General features: G+C 68.3%; 15 protein-coding genes. 4 read left to right on the top strand and 11 right to left on the bottom strand.

Translation table 11 applies throughout. The features are described from left to right. Positions 1-133 precede the first annotated feature (133 nt). The gene (locus MHY23_RS05555; RefSeq protein WP_239306755.1) at positions 134-3,040 is read right to left on the bottom strand and encodes a UPF0182 family protein; all 2,907 of its coding nucleotides are present in this window, start codon (positions 3,038-3,040) and stop codon (positions 134-136) included. 172 nt (positions 3,041-3,212) lie between these two features. On the opposite strand from MHY23_RS05555, the gene MHY23_RS05550 reads away from it, so the two are divergent. Together MHY23_RS05550 and MHY23_RS05545 are read left to right on the top strand one after the other, a co-directional pair. Continuing rightward, positions 3,213-3,701, top strand: a complete 489-nt coding sequence (locus MHY23_RS05550; RefSeq protein ID WP_239306754.1) for a PPA1309 family protein — start codon at positions 3,213-3,215, stop codon at positions 3,699-3,701. A gap of 1 nt (position 3,702) precedes the next feature. Continuing rightward, a complete protein-coding gene (locus MHY23_RS05545; RefSeq protein WP_370645823.1) occupies positions 3,703-4,407 on the top strand; it encodes a hypothetical protein in 705 nt (234 codons plus the stop codon). Here the strand turns inward: MHY23_RS05545 and MHY23_RS05540 are convergent, their stop codons facing one another. Next, positions 4,408-5,481: a PDZ domain-containing protein gene (locus MHY23_RS05540; protein ID WP_239306736.1), complete on the bottom strand. Its 1,074-nt coding sequence runs from the start codon at positions 5,479-5,481 to the stop codon at positions 4,408-4,410. It abuts the gene before it with no gap. 101 nt (positions 5,482-5,582) lie between these two features. On the opposite strand from MHY23_RS05540, the gene MHY23_RS05535 reads away from it, so the two are divergent. After that, complete coding sequence (locus tag MHY23_RS05535; RefSeq protein ID WP_239306735.1) at positions 5,583-7,016, top strand: zinc-dependent metalloprotease; 1,434 nt, start codon at positions 5,583-5,585, stop codon at positions 7,014-7,016. Between the two features lie 11 nt (positions 7,017-7,027). Here the strand turns inward: MHY23_RS05535 and MHY23_RS05530 are convergent, their stop codons facing one another. Then, complete coding sequence (locus MHY23_RS05530) at positions 7,028-7,546, bottom strand: M48 family metallopeptidase (protein ID WP_239306734.1); 519 nt, start codon at positions 7,544-7,546, stop codon at positions 7,028-7,030. 42 nt (positions 7,547-7,588) lie between these two features. Here MHY23_RS05530 and MHY23_RS05525 point away from each other — a divergent pair, with 42 nt between their 5' ends. Continuing rightward, positions 7,589-8,419, top strand: coding sequence for a hypothetical protein (locus tag MHY23_RS05525; protein ID WP_239306733.1), 831 nt, complete (start codon positions 7,589-7,591; stop codon positions 8,417-8,419). A gap of 19 nt (positions 8,420-8,438) precedes the next feature. Here the strand turns inward: MHY23_RS05525 and MHY23_RS05520 are convergent, their stop codons facing one another. From MHY23_RS05520 to MHY23_RS05485, 8 genes are read right to left on the bottom strand one after another with little or no spacing between them, the layout of a single operon-like run. Further along, a complete protein-coding gene (locus tag MHY23_RS05520) occupies positions 8,439-10,487 on the bottom strand; it encodes an ATP-dependent DNA helicase UvrD2 (RefSeq protein ID WP_239306732.1) in 2,049 nt (682 codons plus the stop codon). Beyond that, entirely contained in the window at positions 10,478-11,254 is a 777-nt protein-coding gene (locus tag MHY23_RS05515) for an NAD(+) diphosphatase (RefSeq protein ID WP_239306731.1), read from the bottom strand. The genes MHY23_RS05520 and MHY23_RS05515 overlap by 10 nt, the downstream gene beginning before the upstream one ends. 4 nt (positions 11,255-11,258) lie before the next feature. After that, positions 11,259-12,335, bottom strand: a complete 1,077-nt coding sequence (locus MHY23_RS05510) for a TrkA family potassium uptake protein (protein ID WP_239306730.1) — start codon at positions 12,333-12,335, stop codon at positions 11,259-11,261. Next, on the bottom strand, positions 12,332-15,643 hold the full coding sequence (locus tag MHY23_RS05505) for an ATP-dependent helicase (RefSeq protein WP_239306729.1): 3,312 nt from the start codon (positions 15,641-15,643) through the stop codon (positions 12,332-12,334). Before MHY23_RS05505 ends, MHY23_RS05510 begins: the two co-directional genes overlap by 4 nt. Further along, the gene (locus MHY23_RS05500; RefSeq protein WP_239306728.1) at positions 15,636-18,755 is read right to left on the bottom strand and encodes an ATP-dependent DNA helicase; all 3,120 of its coding nucleotides are present in this window, start codon (positions 18,753-18,755) and stop codon (positions 15,636-15,638) included. The genes MHY23_RS05505 and MHY23_RS05500 overlap by 8 nt, the downstream gene beginning before the upstream one ends. A gap of 17 nt (positions 18,756-18,772) precedes the next feature. Then, a complete protein-coding gene (locus tag MHY23_RS05495) occupies positions 18,773-19,504 on the bottom strand; it encodes a hypothetical protein (protein WP_239306727.1) in 732 nt (243 codons plus the stop codon). 10 nt (positions 19,505-19,514) lie between these two features. Further along, positions 19,515-20,696, bottom strand: a complete 1,182-nt coding sequence (locus MHY23_RS05490) for a DUF3152 domain-containing protein (RefSeq protein WP_239306726.1) — start codon at positions 20,694-20,696, stop codon at positions 19,515-19,517. An 11-nt stretch (positions 20,697-20,707) separates the two neighbouring features. After that, a complete protein-coding gene (locus MHY23_RS05485) occupies positions 20,708-20,932 on the bottom strand; it encodes a DUF3107 domain-containing protein (protein ID WP_181889964.1) in 225 nt (74 codons plus the stop codon). Positions 20,933-20,981 lie beyond the last annotated feature (49 nt).

The following is a 20,981-nucleotide window of genomic DNA, read 5'->3' as shown; positions in this document are numbered from 1 at the left end:
TCGCCGTAACCGGCAACGTGGAATTACTATACATACACCAACTAATAGCGCCAAACCTCCTGTTCAAAGGCGGTTTGGCGCTATCGTTTTTGTGATCGAGTGGCGCGCTGGCGCGAGCCGTGCTTAGTCCTCGTTACTGGGCCCGCTGGTACTCGGCCACGGCGCGGTCCAGCTGGTCCAGGGCGCGGCCGTACTCCTCGAAGGAGCCGTCGCGTGCACTCTCCAGGTTTCGCAGGGCGTCGTTGATGTTGTTCATCGCCTCGTCCTTGTTCACCTGCGGAGCGTCCTGGTTCTCCTCCGGCTGGGCCTCGCCCTCCGGCGTCGCCTCCTGGCTGTCACCCTCCGGCTTGGCGTCCTGGTTCTCATCCACAACCTCGATGTCCTGGGCGGCCGAGGAGTGGATGCCCACCTGGTCAAGCGCCTGGGAGATCGTCGGCGCGTAGCCCACCTGGCCGCGGTAGAACACCAGCACACGAAGCAGCTTCGGGAAGGCCGAGGCCTGGTCCTTACGCTGCGAGTAGATCGGCTCCACGTAGAGGATCTCGCCGCCGCCCACCGGCAGGGTAAGCAGGTTGCCATTCTTCAGATCGTTGGTGCCCTCCCACAGGGTGCGGTCGCGGGCCACCTGGTCGGAAGACATCAGGGCGTCCTGCGCCTGCTTCGGGCCCTGGGTTTGCTTGTTCGTCGGCAGCACGCGCACGGTGATGTCGCCGTAGGTCTCCGGGTCGGAGGACACCGCCATGTGCGCGGACAGGAACTCGCGGTTCAGGCCGCGGAACGGGGTGATCAGCTGGAAGGAGGCCTTGTCGGTCTCCGGGTCGGCCGCCACCACGTAGTACGGCGGCTGGTTCAGCTGGCCGCGGCCCTCAGGCGCGGTCGGGTCGTTCGGCACGGACCAGAAGGCGTCGTTGTTGAAGAACACGCCCGGGTCGTCCACGTGGTAGCGCGCCAGCAGGTCGCGCTGGACCTTGAACAGGTCCTCCGGGTAGCGCAGGTGCTCGCGAAGCGACTCCGAGATGTCGGACGCCGGGCGCACCGTGTCCGGGAACACACCCTGCCATGCCTTGAGCACCGGGTCGGACTCGTCGAAGGCGTACAGCTCCACGGAACCGTCGTAGGCGTCCACGGTGGCCTTGACGGAGTTGCGGATGTAGCCGACGTTGTCGGTGATCAGGCGCTGGGTGGTGCCGTCCGGGTTCAGCGCGTCCTGGGTGGTGTCCTGCAGGGATTTGCGCGTGGAGTACGGCATCTGCGACAGCGTGGTGTAGCCGTCCACGATCCACTTCACGCGGCCGTCCACCACGGCCGGGTAGGTCTTGGAGTCCGTGGTCAGCCACGGGGCGACCTTCTCCACACGCGTGCGCGGGTCGCGGTCGTAGAGCACCTTGGAATCGCCGCCGACGCGGTCGGACAGCAGGAAGTTCAGCTCCTGGTACTTCACCGTGTAGGCGAGGCGGTTGAACATGTTGCCGATGTCCACGCCGCCCTTGCCGTCGTAGGTGTAGGTGGAGTTATCCGTGTCGTACTCCACTGGGCCCTGGCCGGTCTCGCCCACAATGGCGTAGTCCAGGCCGTCCTTGGCGGAGGCGATGACGGGTCCGTAGTAGATGCGCGGCTCGTCGACCTTGATGCCCAGCTCTTCTGCGTCCTCGGAGGCCTTGGCTGCGGCGTTGGACTGCAGGTCGGACACCGTGAAGATGGGCAGGCCGCCGCGGGTGGAGCCGGCGTCCTGCGCCGCCTCGTCCACGGTGTTGGCCTGGGCTGCGATGAAGCCGTTGCCGTGGGTGTACACGGTGTGGCGGTTAATCCAGTCGCGCTGGTTCTCACTCAGCGAGTTCGGGTCCATCTCGCGGGCGGCGACCACGTAGTCGCGCAGCTCGCCGTCCACGTCGTAGCGGTCCATGGCCAGCTGGTCCGGGAATCCGTAGAAGTTACGCAGCTGCTGGTTCTGGGTGAACGTCGGGGAGATGATCTCTGGGTCCAGAAGTCGCAGGTTGGAAATCGTGGCCGCGTCGGAGGCGACGTCCGAGTTGGAGGTGTTGCCTGCGCCCCAGTCCTCCAGGTAGGTCACGTTGTCGTCGGTAAGCCCGTACGCCTCGCGGGTGGCCTCGATGTTGCGGCCGATGTACTCGTACTCCTTGGCCTGGCGGTTCGGCTTGACGGAGAACTGCTCCATCAGCGCCGGCCACACGTTGCCCACCACCAAAGAGGACAACAGCATCAGCACAGTGGCCAGCACCGGCACGCGGAAGTCGCGGTAGACAATGGAGGCGAAGAACGCCGCCGCGACCAGCACGGCGATGACGGTGAGGATGATCTTCGCCGGCAGCATCGCGTTGACGGTGGTGTAGGAGGCACCGGTGAAGATGTCGTTTTCGCCGTAGAGCAGGTAGTAGCGCTCCAGCCAGTAGCTCACGGCCTTCAGCAGCATCCACAGGCCAGCGGTGACGGCGAGCTGGATGCGCGCGTCCTTGCTAATAAAGCCGGAGATGCCGGAGACCTTGTTGCCGATGCGGATGCCGCCCAGCAGGTAGTGGCCCACCGCGGCGACCAAAAACGCCACCAGCAGCAGCATGGAAAGCGTGTCCACCACCGCGGAGATGCCGGGCAGCGTAAACGCGTAGAAGCCCAAGTCCTTGCCAAACTGCGCGTCGGTGGAGCCGAACTCGCCGCCGTTGAACCAGAGCATGAACACGCGCCACATGCGCTGGCCAGCCAGGCCGGACAGGATGGCGACGACAACCGGCACCCACACCAGCATGCCGCGAACGGACCGCTGCACCTGCTGGCGGTACTGGGCGGCCTGGTCGAACGGCGCGGCCTGCTCCTGGGGCCTGCCGCGCCACGCCAGGCGCGCGGCGATCCAGGTGATCGCACCGCCGATCAGGGCGAAGATGACAAACAGCACCACGCGGACCAGGATCACGCGGTTGAACACGCCTCTAAAGTCCACCTCCCCGAACCACAGGAAGTCGGTGTACAGCCCGACTGCCATAGGCAAGAGGAAAAGAATGATGGCCAAGACACCGATGGTGGTCATCAACCCCGTATTCGGTTTCTTGGCGCGTGGTTGTGGCCGATTGAGGCGGGTAGCCAAGCCTGCTCCTTAGGAATTAGTGTGTGCAACGCAGTTAAGCTTCAAGCTTAAATAATCCAACGTCAAACTTGCCCGGAGGGTTCCCGTGCGCGAACAGCAAGCATTAAATAAGGCCATGATGGAGGCCGTCGAGTTCGTCCACGCGGAGGGGTGGGACGCTCCCCCAACCTTGTTCGGCCTGGTGCCGACGCAATTGCTTGTCGACGAGCTGGGCAACCTGGACGACTCTTCCCCGTTAACACTGGTGGTCCAGGACCTCCCAGAGCACATCCTGCCCGGCTCCGAGGAACTGGGCGAGTACGTCTCACGCATCGCCTGGCCGCGCGAGGTCCAAGGCGTGATCCTGGCCCAGGAGATCGTGTTCAAGGACGCCTCCGCCGGCGAGGACGCCGAGCCGCGCCCGGCGCGCCTGTTCTCCGGCGTGCTGCGCGAAGAAGACATTGAGCAGACGCTGTTGCAGCTGCGTCTGACCGATCAGGAGCTTGAGGAGCGCGGCGCGTTCACGCAGGACGACATCGAGCTGCGCGGCGGGCCCGGCGTGGCCCCGGGCGTTGTGGCGGCGCTGCGCTACGGCCTTGAGCAGGACCCGGACGAGCTGGTTTAGGATGTCGGTTGTGTCTACTTCCCGTTCCGTCTCCCTCATCGCCGCCGCCACGGCCGCGGCACTGACGCTTGCGGCGTGCTCCAACGATTCCGACTCCGAGGATCCCGATACCCGCGCGCCGGAGATCACCTCCACGGAAACACCGCCGAGCGAGCCAGAGCAGACCGATACTGAGCCAGACGCGGGCACCGAGACTGAATCAACGACGGCGACGTCGACGCGAAGCGAGACCGCTTCCACGTCGGCTACCTCTGGCACGTCCACGAAATCGTCGTCGAAGAAGACTGCTGCGGGCACGGCGGATGCGACGTCGACAAGCGGAAAGAAGCGGGAGGCTGACGCGCTGGCGGAAGTACGCGAGCGCTTCGCCACCTTGGCCCCTGAAGAGTTCTTCGACCAGTTCGACGACTGCGCCGCGGGCGGCTTGAGCGGCTCCTTCGACTGCTCCGGCGAGGGCATCGGCCAGTTCCAGTTCTTCGACTCCGACTCCAAGGCCGCCTCGACGACGCAGCTTTTAACGGAGCTGCGCTCCTCGCGCGTGGTGGAGGACAACGGCGACCGCGTGGTGGGCTGGTCCACGCTCGGCACCTCCGCGATCATCACCGTGGTGGACAACGAGGCCGGTCAGGTGATGCAGCAGCTGATCTCCACCGACCAGGATGATCCGCGCCAGCGCATCTACGACCTGGGGTTGGCCAAGCAGTAGCTACTCGCAGGCGGGCACGTCGCGGCCCGCGGCGAAATCCTCCATCGCCTCGACGGCCTCGGCGAGGTTGTCCACCTTTGCCACCGTCATGTGCTCAGTGTGCACGCGTTTCACCGCGTCGCAATTGCCGCCGGGCGCCAGGAAGAGCTCGGCGCCGTCGTCTTCGGCCGCGCGGATCTTGTGGGTGATGCCGCCGATGGGGCCGACCTGGCCGTCCTCGTTTATTGTGCCGGTGCCCGCGACGAACTTGCCGCCGTTGAGCGCGCCCGGGGTGAGCTTGTCGATGACGGCCAGTGAGAACATCATGCCCGCGCTCGGCCCGCCAATGTCGTTGAGGTTGTAGTTCACGGTGATGCCGCCGGCCGGTTCGGAAGTCATGAGTATGCCCAGCATGGGCTGGCCCTTCTCGTGCGGGTTCTCCCCCAGCTCCACCGACTCGGTGTGCTCGTTGCCGTCGCGCTCGACGGTGATCTCGATCGTCTCGCCGGGTGTCTTCGCGCGCACTGCGTCCTGGACCTCCTGCGGTGTTTCCACCTTCTCGCCGGCGACAGCGGTGATCTGGTCCTGCGGCTGCAGGAACCCCTCGGAGGCACTGTCTTCCATCACGTCGTGCACCACCACCGTGGTGGGACGGTGCAGGTAGTGCATGGCCGCCACCGTCGCAGATGCTTCGGAGGCGACAAACGCCTGCTGGTTGACCTCGCGCACCTGGTCCTCGTCCAAGTCCGGCGGCATGATCTGCTCCACCGGCACGATCGTGTCGTCGGTGGCGATCCAGCGCCCCAGTGCCTGGCCGAGCGTCATGTTTGTGCGCACGGACACGGTGGTCATGTTCAGCTTGCCGCCGGTGTCCAGCGTCTCCGCGCCCTCGATGTCAACGACGGGCTCGCCGCCGACCTCGCCGAGCGTGTCAAAGGTCGGCCCCGGCCCTTCCGCCGCGTACGGCACGGTCAGGCGGATATCGGTGCCCGGGATGTGGTCCGCGGTCAGTGCACCTGCCAACAGCACGACGGGGATGGACCCCCAGACCAGGGTCGACCACCGCCGGTTCCGTGCTTCACGTGCTTTGGACATGGGCGCAGATTCTAGCGCAGGAGGCGTGAAGTACTGGTGCTGGACCGTTGCTGGCTCTCAGCGAACCCATGCGTTCGCGGGCTGACTGTATTCTGGCTGGCATGACTAACGGATTCGGCTTTTCCTTTCCTAACGACTCGAACGATGACGGCGAAAACGACGGCAACAATCGGGGCGGCGACGGAAACGGCCGCGGCGACGCGAACAACCCGTTTGCTGCGTTCGGCTTCGGCGGGGGCCAGCCCGGCGGGGGCGGCTTAGGCGACGTGTTTAACCAGCTGGGCCAGATGCTCTCCGGCATGGGCTCGTCCATGAACGCCCAGGGCGCGGGCGACGCGGTGAACTTCGAGCTGGCCGCGCGCATGGCGCGCCAGCGCATTGCCGGAGCAAGCCCGGTCTCCGCGGCGGACACCCGCGCGGCGGAGGAATCCCTGCGCTTAGTGGAGCTGTGGCTGGACGAGGCCACGGACCTGCCAGCAAGCGGCGCGAAGGCGCAGGCGTGGAACGCCGAGCAGTGGCTGAACCAGACCATGCCGATGTGGAAGCGCCTGGTTAACCCCGTAGCCGAGCACATGAACCGCGCCCAGCTGGACTCCATGCCGGAGCAGGCCCGCGAGATGATGGGCCCGATGGCCGGGATGATGAACCAGATGAACGCCATGCAGTTCGGCATGAAGCTCGGCCACGCGCTGGGCGATTTGGCGCAGCAGGCTCTGACTGGCACCGACTTCGGCCTTCCCGTCGCCCCCGCCGGCACCGCCGCGGTGCTGCCGCGCAACATCGCCGAGATTTCTAAGGGTCTGGACCTGGCCGGGCAGGAAGTGATGGTCTACATCGCCGCCCGCGAGGCCGCCCGCCAGCGCCTGTTCCGCCACGTGCCGTGGCTGGTGGAGCGCATCGTCTCCTCCGTGGAGGAGTACGCCGCAGGTCTTGAGATTGACACCTCCCACATCGAGGAGGTCGCCCGCAACTTGAACCTGGAAGGCGGCGACCCGCAGCAGATCCAGGAGGCGCTACAGAACCTGCAGGGCGAGGACCTCTCCCCGCGCGTGGGCACCCGCAACGCCGGCGCCACCTCCCGCCTAGAGACGCTGATCGCACTGGTGGAAGGCTGGGTCGACGTGGTAGTCGCCGAGGCGCTCGGCGAGCGCATCCCGTCCACCCCGCAGCTGGCCGAGGCGTGGGCGCGCCGCCGCGCCACCGGCGGGTCCGCCGAGCAGGCCTTCGCCAACATCGTGGGCATCGAGCTGGGCGCCCCGCGCACCCGCGATGCCGCCGAGCTGTGGCGCCGAATCGACACCGCCGTGGGCACCGAGCGCCGCGACCAGGTGTGGAACCACCCGGACTTTATGCCGTCCGCGGAGCACCTGGACAACCCGGCGGCCTTCATTGACACGCTTCTCGATGATCAGCCCGACACCGATTTCGACGACGAATTTGCCAAGCTCGAGCAGGAGCTGCGCGACAACCCGGAGCTCAAGCGCGAGGACGGCGACGGTAAGGACGACGGCCGCGAGGACGGCACCGAGCTCTAGGCCCCTGAGCTCTAGCCGCCGAAGCGCTGGTAGGCCTCCAGGTAGCCGCGGGCGCGCTCCGCGTACGGCACCTTGTCCGCCCACTCGTAGAACTCGGCGCTGTGGTTGGGGATGAACGTGTGCGTCAGCTCGTGCACGATCACCGCGTCCAGTACGTAGTCCGGCACCTGCTTTAACCGGTCACTGATGCGGATGTCGCCGGTGGACACCGTGCAGGATCCCCACCGGGAGCGCTGGTTGGACACCCACCGGATTGAACCGATGCGCGCCTGACCGTCCAGGACGCTCGCGTTGAGGGAGTCGGCGCGCGTGCGCAGGGCATCGTCGTCAAGCGGGCGCGCTTTTGTCTTGCGGTCGAGCTTGGCCAGCATCTCGGTGACCGCCTCGCGCTCCTGCGCATCGGTGAAGTGCGCGGGGATGCGGATCTCCGCCACCCCGCCGACGAGCCGCGCCTGCACCGAGCGCGTCCTGCGCGCCGAGCGGATCACGCGGTACGGCGTCGAATTGTTCTGCGTTTGCCTGCCAGCCATGGCAATGCATTGTAGGATCCCGCATCGGGGGTGGATGCAGGGATGATCAACAACAACTCACGGGTGAAACTCGCCCAAGGCGCGCACCCGTTTCTGCGTGCAGACAACGTGATGCAATTCGGCACCGACGCCACGCGCACAGGGTTAGTGACCACCGAGCACGCCGAGGACGTCGCCGCTCTGTTGGGTGTGCTCATGCGGCCGCGGCGCCTGGGCTGGGTGGTCGAGCAACTCACCGAGCTCATCGGCGCCGAGGCCGCGCGCAGCCTGGTGGACGACCTGCTCAGCTACCGGGTGCTCGTGCCGGCTGTGAAACCGGAGGTGCTGCTGGTCGGCCACGGGCGTTTGGCCGCGGCGGTGACCGCCAGGCTTCGCGAGTGCGGTCTGGACGTGCGCACGCAAGCGCGCAACGAGGCGCTGTCGAAGTTCCTCCTGCGCGGCGACACGTGGGTGCCGGTGGCGGTGGTGAACACCACTGCCCTGCTCGGCGAGCTCGCCGCGCTGACCCGGCAGCGCCAGGGCGCGGTGCTGCCGGTGACGCAAGTAGACGCGCGGGTGGTGGTGGGCCCGGTGTGCGCGCGGCCTGGCCCGTGCCCGTTGTGCGTGCGCCTCTACCTTCTGGACCGGGACCCGAACTGGCCCGTGGTGGAACAGCGCGCGCCGCTGAGCGTGCAGGGCGAGCCCATCGCCGCCGCGGCAGGCGCTGCCTTCGCCGCGATGTCCCTGCGGCGTTTGGCGGGCGCGCCGGACCCGCCCGGGGTCTCCGCGCCGAAGCCGGGCGCTGGGCTGCTCACCGTGGTGGACCCGTTCGCACCGCACCCAGTGTCCACGGCGACGCTGCCGCCGCACCCGGACTGCGCCATGTGCTTCTAGGGGGCTTCTAGGGGTGCTTCTAGCGGAACTGCCCCAGCACCTCGAGCACGCCGGCGCCGTAGTTGTCCACCTTCACCGGGCCGACGCCGGAGACGCCGAGCAGCTCGCGCTCGTCTGCAGGCATGGCCTCCGCAATCGACATCAGCGTGGCATCGGTGAACACCACGAACGCCGGCTGGCCAGCGGCGCGTGAGACCTCCAGGCGCCAGCGCTTCAGCGCGGCGTAGACGGCCTCGTCGAAGTTCGGCTCACACTCCTCGTGCCGGCCCAGGGACTTCTCCGCGGGCGTGCCCAGCTGGTTGCCGCACACCCGGCAGCGCTTCGCGCGCTTGAGCCGCTGCGGAGATTTTTCCACCTCCAGCTCCGGCACCAGCCCGTCCAAGAAGCGCGAGCGGGTGCGGCTTTTGTGCCCGCCCTCCTGGCGCGCCAGCGACCACGACATGTGCAGATGCTCGCGCGCACGGGTAACGCCGACGTAGAACAGGCGGCGCTCCTCCTCGATCTGCTCGTCGCCGGCTTTCAGCGCGTGCGAGATCGGCAGCGTCTTTTCCACCAGGCCGACCAAGAACACCGCGTCCCACTCCAGGCCCTTCGCGGCGTGCAGGCTGGCCAGCGTCACCCCGTCCACGGCCGGGGGCTGCTTCGCCTCCGCGCGGCGGCGCAGCGAGCCCAGCACCTCCGCCATGTTCGACGCCTCGCGGGTGCGCACGATCTCCTCGATCAAATCCACCAGCGCGTTCAGCGACTGCCAGCGCTCGCGGGCCTTCGCACCCTCCGGCTCCTCCGGCGTCAGCCCCAGCGGGGCGAGCGCGGCACGCGCGATGCGCACCGGATCATCCGGCAGGTCCGTGCGCTTGGAGGCGCGCAGCAGCTGCGCGAACGCCTCGCGGATCTCCGCGCGCTGGAAAAACCCCTCGCCGCCGCGGACCTGGTAGACGATCCCTTCGTCCGCGAGTGCGGCTTCAAACGCGGCGGACTGCGCGTTGATGCGGTACAAGATGGCGATCTCGCGGGCGGGCACGCCGTCGTTGAGCAGCTTGCGCACCTTCTGCGCCACCGCGCGCGCCTCCGCAGGCTCGTCGTCGTAGCCGTTGAACTGTGGCTCCGGACCGTGCCCGCGCATGCCTTGCAGTTCCAGGCGGGTGCCGGCGATGCGGCCGGAGGCCTTGCCGATGACGGTGTTGGCCAGGTCCGTGATCTCCACGGTCGAGCGGTAGTCGCGCTGCAGCTTCACCACGGTCGCGTGCTCGTACGTCCTTGAGAAGTTCAGCAAATAATCCGGGGTCGCGCCGGTAAACGAGTAGATGGTCTGGTTGGCGTCGCCGACCACCGTCAGGTCGTCGCGGGTGCCCAGCCAAGCCTCCAGCACGCGCTGTTGTAAGGGGGTGACGTCCTGGTACTCGTCCACCACGAAGGACTGGTACTGCGCGCGGAACTCCTCCGCCACCGCCGGCGCGTTTTCCAGGGCGCCGGCGACGTGGATGAGCAGGTCGTCGTAGTCGATCAGCATGCCCTCCGGGCTGGTCTTCGCCTCCTCGTAGAAGCGGTAGACCTGGGCGACCTTCTGCGCGTCCGCCGGAGGGGTGCGCGGGGAATCGGCGATGCGCTGCACGTAGTCCTCCGGGCCGATAACAGAGGATTTGGCCCACTCGATCTCGCTGAGCAAGTCGCGCACCATTTCCTTGCCCGTGTCCAGGCCTGCGGCGCGGGTGGCGCGGGCGACGATGGGGAACTTGTTGTCCAGCACCCGCCACGGCAAATCGCCCGCGATCTGGGGCCAGAAGTACTGCAGCTGGCGCATCGCCGCGGAGTGGAACGTGCGCGCCTGCACCCCGCCGATGCCCATGGCGGTAAGCCGGTCGCGCATCTCGCCGGCGGCGCGCTTGGTAAACGTCACCGCCAGCACGCGGTTGGGGGCGACCTGGCCGCGGTCGATCAGGTTGGCGATGCGGTAGGTGATCGTGCGGGTTTTGCCCGTGCCCGCACCCGCGAGGATGCACACCGGCCCGCGCGGCGCTTCCGCCGCCACACGCTGGTCGTCGTCCAGCACGCTGAGGTCTATCGCCATGGGTGTGCTCCTTCCGGGTTCTTTGTTTGTGGTGTGTCAGCCCAGTCATCGATGAGTGCGCGGGCGATGGTGCCCTCCGCCGCGAGTGTGAGAGAGTCCAGTTCGCCGCGGCTCGCCCACACGGTGCGGGTCAGCTCGCCGTCGGTGGGCGCTTGCGCATCGACGTCCGCCGTGCGCGCCGCCATGCCGAGCATGAGCGCACCCGAAAGTGGCCACGGCTGGGAGCGCAGGTAGCGCACGCCTGTCACGCGGCGGCCGGTTTCCTCCCACACCTCGCGGGCGAACGCCGCCTCGAGGGTCTCGCCGACGTCCACATAGCCTGCCACCAGGGTGAGGTAGCCGGGACGGCGGGCGTTTTCCACCAGCAGGATCCGCTCGCCTGCCGGGTCCTCCACCAGGCCGATCACGCACGGGTCCAGCCGCGGGAAGATCGGCCGGCCGGTGGCGCCGCGGGCGACGATGCCGCCGTCGCCCCAGCGCACCTCGGAGCCGTCCGCAGGGTCGAAGCGGGTGCGCTCGCGGGCGTTGACCAAACCGACCGCGCGGGCCGCCAGCGGGTGGCTGGCGTGGGTGCGCGCGTCCCCGGTGGCCCCGCCTGGCCCGGCAAGGCCTGCCGCGTCGACGCCGTGCACCCGGGCCGCGGTGACCTCCCGGGTCACGTGCACGTGGGAGGTGATTTCGGTGGCCGCCGGAGGTGCGTCGAAAAGCTTGGGCTCCCCGTCGTCGCCGAGTGGGAAGCGCCCGGCAGCATCGATGAGCAACAACATCCGGCTAATCCCGGTTGTGAATCGCGCCGTTCATGCGCACGTACAGCAACCGGTCGCCCGGCTCGACCGTTTCCGCCTCGGGGGAATCGATGCGGTAGAGCTCGCCGGAGCGCACCACGCCCAGCACGATGTCTGCGAGGTGGCGGGGGTTCGCGCCGACCTCGTCGTCCGCGATCTGGCGCTCGGCGACGGCGAAGCCTTCGTCCGGGCTGAGAAGGTCCTCCATCATCTCCACCACCGGCGGAGTGACGGTGGCGATGCCGAGCAGGCGGCCCGCGGTTTCGGAGGAGACGATCACCGAATCCGCGCCGGACTGCATGAGCAGGTGCTGGTTCTCGCTTTCTCGCACGCTGGCCACGATCATCGCGCTCGGCGCCATCTCGCGCACCGACAGGGTGATCAGCACGGCCGTGTCGTCCGACGACGGCGCGACGATGACGGAGCGGGCGCGGCTGACCGCGGCCACGCGCAGCACGCCCGACTTCGTTCCGTTACCGTGCACGGTGATCAGGCCGCGCTGCTCCGCCACAGAGAGGGCGGCCGGGTTCGGGTCGATGACCACGATCGACGACGGCGCGGTGCCGCCCGCGATCAACGCGTCGATTGCGGAACGGCCCTTGGTGCCGTAGCCGATGACAATGGTGTGGTTGCGCACGCTATTCCTCCACTGTTGGATCTGGAGTGTCTTGCGGGAATCCTCCGTCAGCACCGACAAGGTGGTGCCGACGAGGACCATCAGGAAGGCCACACGGGCCGGGGTGATCAGAAAGATGTTAATCAGGCGGGCGGACTGCGTCACCGGGGTGATGTCGCCGTAGCCCGTGGTGGACAGCGTCACCGCGGAGTAATACAGCGCGTCGATGAACGTCAGCGGCTCGGAGTAGCCGTCCCTGTCCAAATACGCCACGAACGCGACGACAATGATGAGCAGCAGCGCGTAGCCGAAGCGGCGCGCTATCAACGACCACGGAGTCGCGCGCTCCGACGTGGGGATGTTCACCACGTCCAGCAGGCTGTGCACCGGGATCTCGGTGAGGTTGGTCGCGTCTGCGCGCAGCGACAACAGGCTCCGAAGCTTCATCCTTGCCGCTCCTCGCTTTCTCGTGCAATGTCTTCGCCGGGCGTGCCGGTGCCCGCGCCTCCGAGCATTGTCTCCAGCTGGTCAAGATCCGGCAAGGCGCGCGGCGCGAACGTCTCGCCCGTTCGCACGTAGAAAAATACCGCCCGCACCGGCTTGCCGTCACCTGCGATCCGGCGCCACGCCTCGCGGTAGACCGCGAGCTGCAGCTGCGCCGATTCCATCGCGTCGCGGCCGGGCTTTTCGCCGGTCTTCCAGTCCACCACGACCCAGCCGTCGTCGTCGGCGAACACGGCGTCCATGCGCCCGCGCACTACCGAATCGCCCAGTGCCAGCTCGAAGGGGTGCTCGACGTACTCGGGTGTACGACCGGCCCACTCGCTGGCCTCGAAGTTGCGCTTCAGCCGCTCCAGGACGGCGCGGTCCACCTCTGCCTCGTCGTTGCCTGGCAGCTCGTCTTCTGTCAGCAGCGGGCGCGCGCCGTAGAACTGCTCCAGCCACTCGTGGAACGCGGTGCCGCGCTTGGCGTAGGTGTTCGGCTTGAACGGCACGGGGCGGCGGGCACGGCGGGCGAACTGCTCCGGGTCCGCCTTCAGCGCCACTACGTCGGAGGCGGTGAGCTCGCCCGGCATGACCACCGGCACGTCCGCGGCCTGGGCGGCACCGTGTTCCTCGATCAAGGCTGTGGCGTCGCGCTCCCAGAGCGAGAACAGCTCGCCGTCGGCGTAGTCCGGCAGCCTGTCCATGGCGGCGCGGACCGCTTCGGCGGCCGCGAGGTCGCGCGGCGTGGGCGCGTAGTGGGGCCAGCGGCCGGACTCCGGCGCTGTCGCCTCCTGCGCGGCCTCTTCTGTGTCTTCCTCGGGTGCGGTGCCGTCGTCCCAGACCACCACGCACTCCTCGGGCACCCGCTCGCGCATGGCGGCGAAGTGCTCGTAGGGCTCCGCCTCGCGCCCAACACCTTCGCGGCGGCGCGAGCCGGTGACGATGAGTTTCTTCCCGGAACGGGTCACCGCCACGTAGAACAGCCGGGCGGCCTCCTCGGCCAGATCCCCGGCCACCTCCTTGAGCCAAGCCTTGCCGGCTTTTTCAAAGTCCGTGCGGTTTTCCACGTCCGCGAACACCGGGTAGACGTCCGGGTCGCCGAAGGTTTCCGTCGGAAGGTACCGCGGGAAGGTGAGGAAGGTTTCCGTCTTAGACTTGTACGTGGCCGCGTCCGCGTGCAGCACCGCCACGGTGTCCCACTCCAGGCCCTTGGCCTTGTGCGCGGTGAGGATCTGCACGCGGTCCTCCTTCACCGCCACCGAGCCCGGGGCCAAGCCGTCCTCGAAGTTGCGGGCGAGCTCAAAGAAGTGCAGCAGCCCGTCCAGGCTCGCGCCCGGGTACGCGGCGACCTCCTCGAGCAGCCGGTCCAGGTGCACGGCACCCGTGGCGGAGCCGCGGGCGAGCACTTCCGTGCGGATGCCGAAGACATGAATGATGTCGGCGAACAGGTCACTGAGTCTCTTGCCCAGGCTGTGGGTGCGCAGCCAGCGCAGCTTCGCCGCGGTGTCCCGCATGCGCGCGAGGCCTTCCTCGCTGTAGCGCCCCGGCTCGCCCAGGTCCGCCAAAGCGTCCGTGAGTCCTTCGGGTTTGTCGGAGCTGGCGGAGATCTCCTCGGCGCGGGCCACGAGCTCCTCCAGCTGGGCGTGCAGGTGCTCCGTCGCGTCCGCCGGGGCGGCCTGAGGCTGGGTATCAAGGCCCGAGCCGTGCAGGTTGTTCGCGCGCGACGCCAACGCCTTAAGGTCAGCCAGGCCCAGGCCGACTGCAGGTCCGCCGAGGACGCGCAGCGCGGCGGCGGTGTCGTCCGGGCGCACCAGCATCGTGGCGATGGCAACGGTGTCGGCGACCTCCGGGACGTCGAGAAGCCCTGCAAGTCCCACGATTTCGTAGGGCACCCCGCGCTCCTCCAGCGCCGCTGCCAACACCGGCGAGTGGCGGTTCTTGCGCACCAGCGCGGCCGCTGAAAGCGCGCGTCCTTCCTGCGACGCCGTCTGGTATTCCTGCGCGAGCGCGTCGGCCACGTAGGCGATCTCCGCGTCCTGGTCCGGGAAGAACCCCAGGGTCACATCACCCGCATCCGCGGCCGGCCGCGCCTGCAACGCAGCCACGGCCCTGTCCTCGGCGGTGCCCAGCACTGCGTCGGAGACGCCGTTAGCCAGGTCCAGCACCTCGGGCGGGTTGCGCCAGGAGGTGGTCAGCTGCTTCTTCGGCGCCGGGCCTGCAGGCGACGGGAAATCCTCCACAAACGCGGCCAGGTTGGCGGCGGTCGCGCCGCGCCAGCCGTAGATCGCCTGCATCGGATCGCCCACTGCGGTCACCGTCAGCGACGGGTCCGCGCCCTCGCCGAACAGGCTGCGCAACAGCACGCGTTGCGCGTGTGAGGTGTCCTGGTACTCGTCCAGCATGACCACGCGGTAGCGGGAGCGCTGCGATGCCCCCACCGTCTGGTGGTCGCGCGCCAGTTTCGCTGCCACGGACATCTGCTCGTTGAACGTGACCACGCCGCGGCGGCGCAGCTCCGCCGCCAGCTCCTCCACCAGCGGCAGCATGTTCACGCGCATTTCCTGCTTGGAACGCCATTTCGTGAGCACGTCGGTGAACTCCACGCGGGCGCGCGGAGCCATTGGGTATGACTCGGTTTCTGCGAGGAAGTCGTGCGCGTGCTCGCGCACCCACTCGGGCGAGGCCAGCTCGTTGCCCATCGCGGTGGCCAGCGCGAGCAAGTCCTCCACCACGGTGGACAGCGACGGGTTGGAGCCCAACTCCGTGATCAGCCCGCCGGAGTAGTTGACCACCACATCGGTCGCGATTGCGTGCAGCTCCGCATCCGTGATCAGCCGGGCGTCCGGCTCCACCGGCACCAAAAGGCCGTACTCGCGGATCAGCTCGCCGGCGTACGAGTCGTAGGTGGACACCGAAGGCGCGATCACCTCCAGGTTTTTCGCCAGCTCGCCGGACGGGTCCAGGCGGCGCACCAGGTCGGTGTTGGCTGCGAGCGAGCCCAACCGGTCCCGGATGCGCTTGCCCATCTCCTGGGCGGCCTTGCGGGTAAACGTCAGGCCCAAGACTTCGTCCGGCCGGGCGTAGCCGTTGGCCACCAGCCACACCACGCGCGCGGCCATGGTTTCGGTTTTGCCGGCACCGGCGCCGGCGACCACCAGCAGCGGGCCTGGCTCCGCGCCGATCACGGCCGCCTGCTGGTCTGTCGGCGGGTACTGCTGGCCCAGGTAGCGCGACAGCAGCACGGGAGACATTGGGGTGGGGTTAGACATGGTGGATCGTCGCTCCTTCCGGCTGGATCGGGCACAACGCTCGCACAGCGCAGCGGTCGCACTGCGGGCCGACCACGGCGAGCAACGTCGGTCCTGCGGTTTCCTCGGGCAGCCCGTCGAGTGCGGCGGCGAGCGCGTCCAGCTCTTCGCCGGTTTTCGCCGCCTGCTCACGGGTGCTTAGCGTCTTCTTCTTGGCGTTCGGGTACACCAGCACCGCCCCGCCCACCGAAAGCGCATTCGCGCCGTCGCGCGCGGTGACCACCTTGCCGCCGGCGAACTCACCGTGTGCCAGCGCCAGCTGGTAGGTGGCCAGCTGGGGGTTGTCCGCGGTGGCGTCCTTGGTCGGCGGGTACGCGCTCGTTTTCAGGTCCACAATGTGCACCGCACCGCTGCTGTCGCGCTCGAGGCGGTCCAGCCTGCCGCGGATGCGCACATTGTCGCTGACCTGGACGTTCACATCCGCCTCCACTGCAACCTGCTCAAACGCCCCGCGGCTGGCCTCAAGCCAGCCGTGGGTGCGCTCGAGCATGGCCCGAAAGTCGGCGATGTCGCGCTCAACCTTCCACTCCGGGGCGTTATCCGCGGCCCGGCGCGCCGCCACGGTGGCATCCAGCGCCTCGTCGGCGTCCATGCCGTTGCCCAACGCTTCGAAGTAGGCGTGCGCCATGGCGCCGTAGATCATGTCCAACGATTCATCCAGGCCCGACATCCGTTCCAGCACGGCCTGCATCGGGCATGCGAGCAGCTTTTCCACCCGCGACGGCGACAGCGCCGGCGAGACGTCGAGCGGCTCGCTTGTGGACGGCTCCGTGGTCGTCCACCACTGCTCCGGGTCCGCGCCCAGCACGCCGGCGGCCGCCAACCGCGCGAGTTGGCGCGACGCCTGGCTGCGCTGTGCCTCTGTGGATGCAGGGTCTGTCAGCACACGGCGGAACTCGGCGATCAGGTCGTCGTGCGCGAGCACGCGCACCACGGCGCTGTCGCCCTCGGCTCCAGCAGCGCCCGCACTCTGTCCAGCGACTCTGGCGGCGTCCGCAGACGTGCCCGCGATGCGCACCGAACGCGGCTGCACGTCATAGTCCCTACAGAACTCCTCTACGAACCGGGAGCGCTGCTCCACCTCCTCGCCGTCGTCGCTTTCCACGGCGGTGACCAACAGCTGCTCCGTGGCGCGGCTGGCCGCCACCGTGAACAGGCGGCGCTCCTCCACCAACCGCTCGTTGATATGGGAGACGGGCACACCGGGGTCCACGTCCTTGTCGATGAGGTCCACCAGGTCCTCCTGGCGGAACAGCGACCCGGTCTCCCCCAGGCTCGGCCAGGTCAGCTCCTGCACGCCCGCCACGACCACGCGGCGGAACTCGCGGCCCACCGCGCCGTGGGCGGTGAGCAGTGCCGCGGCGTCCGGGGTGGCGTTGCGGCGGTCGCGCACGCCGGTGGGCAGCTCCTGTTCGGTGATGGACGCGACGAAAGATTCGATGCCCGCGCTGGGCCTGCGCTCCGTGTGGTCGCCGGCCGCGTCGAACAGCGCCATCACGGCATCGAGGTCCCGATCCGCCTGCGAACCGGTCGCGCCGCCCCGCAGCGCTGATGCCAGCAGCCGGTTGGACAGGCCGGTGGCGTGCCAGAGTGCCCACAGCACTTCCTCCACCGTGCCACCGTCTGCAAGCGCGCTGCGCCCGGCGTCGAGCACGTCGCGCACGCGGTGCAGGATGTCCAGCTCGCGGTCCGTGAGCACGGTGCCAAAGTCCGGCAGCCCGGCCGGGGTGGCCAGCAGCTCGCGCAGGCTTTCCTCCGCGCGGGTCTCCGGCGACCAGCGGCGCAGTCCGCGCAACAGCCTGCGCAGCGTCACCGGGTCCGCGCCGCCGACGGGGCTAAGCAGCAGGTCGCGCCATTCAGTGGCCGAAAGTTCCTCGTACAGCGCGCGCACGCCGAGCAGTAGGGCCGAGACGATGCGCTGCTCCCCCAGCACCAGATCGGTGGGGTTGAGCGAGACCGGCACCCCGGCGCGCAGAAGCGCACGGCGCATCGGCTCCAACAGCGGCGTGGAGCGCACCACCACCGCCATATCGCGGTAGGCCACGCCCTCCTCCAGGTGTGCGCGGCGCAGCGTGTCCGCCACCAGAGAAAGCTCGGCAGCGCTGGAATCTGCGATCGCCGCGGACCGCGCAGGTGTTCTGCGGGTGGCGCCGAGGTCGATCACCTCGTGATCCAACCCGCCCAAGTCTTTGAAGAATGCCGGGGAGGCGCCGCGGAAGTGGAACACGGATTGCTCCAGGTCCCCGCCGACGACGCCGAGGTCCGCCTGCTCCAGCAGCCGTTGCACCAGCGCCGCGGATGCCGGCGCCAGGTGCTGCGCGTCGTCCACAATCACGGTGTGCCACGTGCGCGGCAGCTCCACCTCCAAGGCGGCCGCAATCAGCTCGGATGCCGAGAGGCGGTGCGCGCCGGACAGCGCCATCACCTGCTGGTACTCCCGCAAGAAATCGCCCGAGGCGGACCAGATGCCAATGCCGTGGCGCTGGCCCAGCTCCACCAGGTCCTCCGGGCCCAGGCCGCGCTCAATGGCGCGCAGCAAAAAGTCCCTCAACTGCCGCGCAAAACCGACCATGGGAAGCGCCGGGCGCAGCTCCGCGGGCCAGGTGTCGCCGCCGTCTTCAGCGTGGCCCTGCAGCAGCTGGCGGATCACCGCGTCCTGCTCCGCGCCGGAGATCAACCGCAGCTCCTCGTCCATTTGCTGTCGCACCAGCGCGAACGCGAGCGAGTGCACGGAGCGCACCACCGGTTCGTCGGAGACAAACCCGGAAGCGGCCAGCGTGTCCGCCAGCTCCGCGCGCAGCCTCGCGCCGGTCTCCTTCGAATCGGTAAGCACCAGTACCCCGCCCGGACCGTGTTCCGCCTCGCTGCCCGCGTGCCTGCGCATCGCGGCCGCGGCGGTGTCCAGCAGGAAGCTCGACACCCCGGAACCCGGCTCACCGGTGACCTTGTACAGGCCTTGCTGGGGCAGCTCAACCGGCCATTCGCGCCGCGTGTCCGGTCGTGTGCGTGGCACGAGGTAGGCCTTCGGCTCGAGTGCGGCCGGGGGCACGGGAGAGGGTCTGGTGGAAGTCATGCCGTTGATTGTGTCACTCACTCCGACACGAGCGCCCGACCAACCCCCTCAGCTATCGAACGTATGTCCGAACCTGCAGCTCTCGCGCAGGCCAGGCGGTACTCCAGCGCGCGCCGCGCCAGCCCCCGCAGCCCCGGCACGTGCGCCCACCGGTCCAGCACGGCAGCATCGCAGGCCTTCGCCAACAGCCCGTCCACAATCACCAGCGCCGCGGTAAAGCCGCGGGGGCGTTTGCCTGAAGACGGCACAAGGTCCGTCAACGTCGGCACCATATCCCCGGAAAAGAGCAGGCAGGACGCAAAATCCATGTGCGCCACAACGTCGTCTGGCTGCGGCGTGTAGTCGCGCCACACCGCGCGCTCTGCCGTAGCGAACGCGTCGCCGCGGTCCGCCGCCGGCGCCTCGACCCCGGCCATCGCCTCGTCGTAGCGCAGGGCGGCGGACACGGCCTCGTCGATACGCGCGCGCACCTGGCCCTCAACAAACTCGCTGGCCTTGAAGCCACCGACGACCAAGCGGCCGTCAGTGGCGCGCACCGGGCGCGACACCGCGATGCCCGCCCCGAACTCGCCGGCATGATCGCGGGCCTTGCCGGACCAGGCCGCAGTGTCGCTGGCCTCGGAGACCACCACCCGGCCGAAGCGCACACCGTTGTCCCACTCCGGGCCCAAAGGGATGCCTGCCCGGCCGTCGAGCTGGAACGCCGACAACACATGTCCGGGAATCTGCCGTGCCGTTTGCTCCGCCACCTACAGCCCCCTACAGCGCCGCGGGGCGCGGGTAGGGCCACGGGTTCGGTCGGCAGGTATCCGGGTTGTCCGGGTAATTGTCCTCCGGGCTCATCTCCCGCAGCTGCGCGTTGTTCAGGCTCAGGGTCTGCTGCATCATGATCGGCGCCAGCGCGTTCGGCTCCGGGCACGGCACGTGCTCCGCAAAGCCCACGGCGTGGCCCACCTCGTGGTTGATCAGGTACTGGCGGTAGCTGCCCAGATCGCCCTGGAACGGCACGGCGCCGCGCACCCAGCGCGACTCGTTGAGCAGCACCGTGTCCTCGCCCGTGATGCGGGTGCGGCAGCTGGTCTCGGTGCCGATCTGCACGCCGCACAGCTCCGCCGTGGTGTCCAAAGAGGTCAGACGGATTTTCAGCGACGGGTTGTCGTTGACGCTGACGTGCTCGAAGCGGAAGCGCGGGTCGTTGATCCAACCGCGCGGATCGCTCAACGTCGCGTCAACCATGTGCGCAAACGCCTCATCCCCGCCGTAGCCCGAGGTGTCGATGCCATGCTCGACCTCCACGGCGAAGCGCACCACCAACTCGGTACCTTCGCCTGCGGTCATGCCTGGAGCACCCACTTCGTAGAAGGTGCCGGCTCCGGTGGTGGTGTACGGCCCGCCCGGCGGCAAGTTGTGCGGATCAAACTCGCCTTCGGCGATCTTCGCCGGCTCCAACGGCTCCACACCGCCGTCCGGGTCTTCCTCGCGCTGCGCGGGCGAAGACGCTGCGGATTCCTCCTCCTCAGCAGAGGAAGCGGTGGAACCAACGGCCAGGTCCTCCGGGTTTTGGAACATGTTGATCAGCACAAAGACCGTGATCACGGCCAGCACGGGGATGGCGTAGGCACGCCAGCCGTACTCCTGCGCAAACGCGGCGAGCTTGCCATCACCAGCCTCGGCGTGCTTCGAGGAGGTTTTGGGCCCCCATGAGGCACCGTGAAGCTTGGCGCTTTTGCGCGTGCGCTTTTCGTCACTGCGACGGCGCGGGCGCGCGGGCTCCGAATCTTCGGATTCGAGATCCCAGCTATCGAACCAGTCGCCGAAATCATCGTCGCCGGTTTCACGGGCGCCGAATTCGCCATCGCCAGGGCGGCGGTGCGCCCCGTGGCCGCCCCCGGTGGAGCCGCCGCGGGCGTCCCGCTCATGTGCGCCGTGCCGTTGTGCCATAAATGCGTAATTTAGCGCATGAACCCGACGGATCGGGCTGCGGCAGTACCCTGCTCCACGTACACAATGCGGTCGGTGCGGATGAGGTAAACGCGGCCCTTGTCGTCCTCCACCTTTAGGGTGGCCTGGCCGCCGTCAATGGCCTGCTCCACGGTGGAGATGATGTCGTCTTGGCCCTCCGGCAGCTTGATCGTCAGTTCGCGGGGGCTGTCTGCAAGACCGATCTTGATATCCATGGCGCCATTGTAACGGCCTGTAGTTAAGATAAACGCGTGCCCTATTCAG

This window comes from Corynebacterium sp. ACRQP (genome assembly GCF_022345915.1).
Taxonomy (GTDB): Bacteria; Actinomycetota; Actinomycetes; order Mycobacteriales; family Mycobacteriaceae; genus Corynebacterium; species Corynebacterium lehmanniae.
The sequence above is the reverse complement of the archived record's forward strand: the minus strand, read 5'-3'. Positions and strand labels throughout refer to the sequence as shown.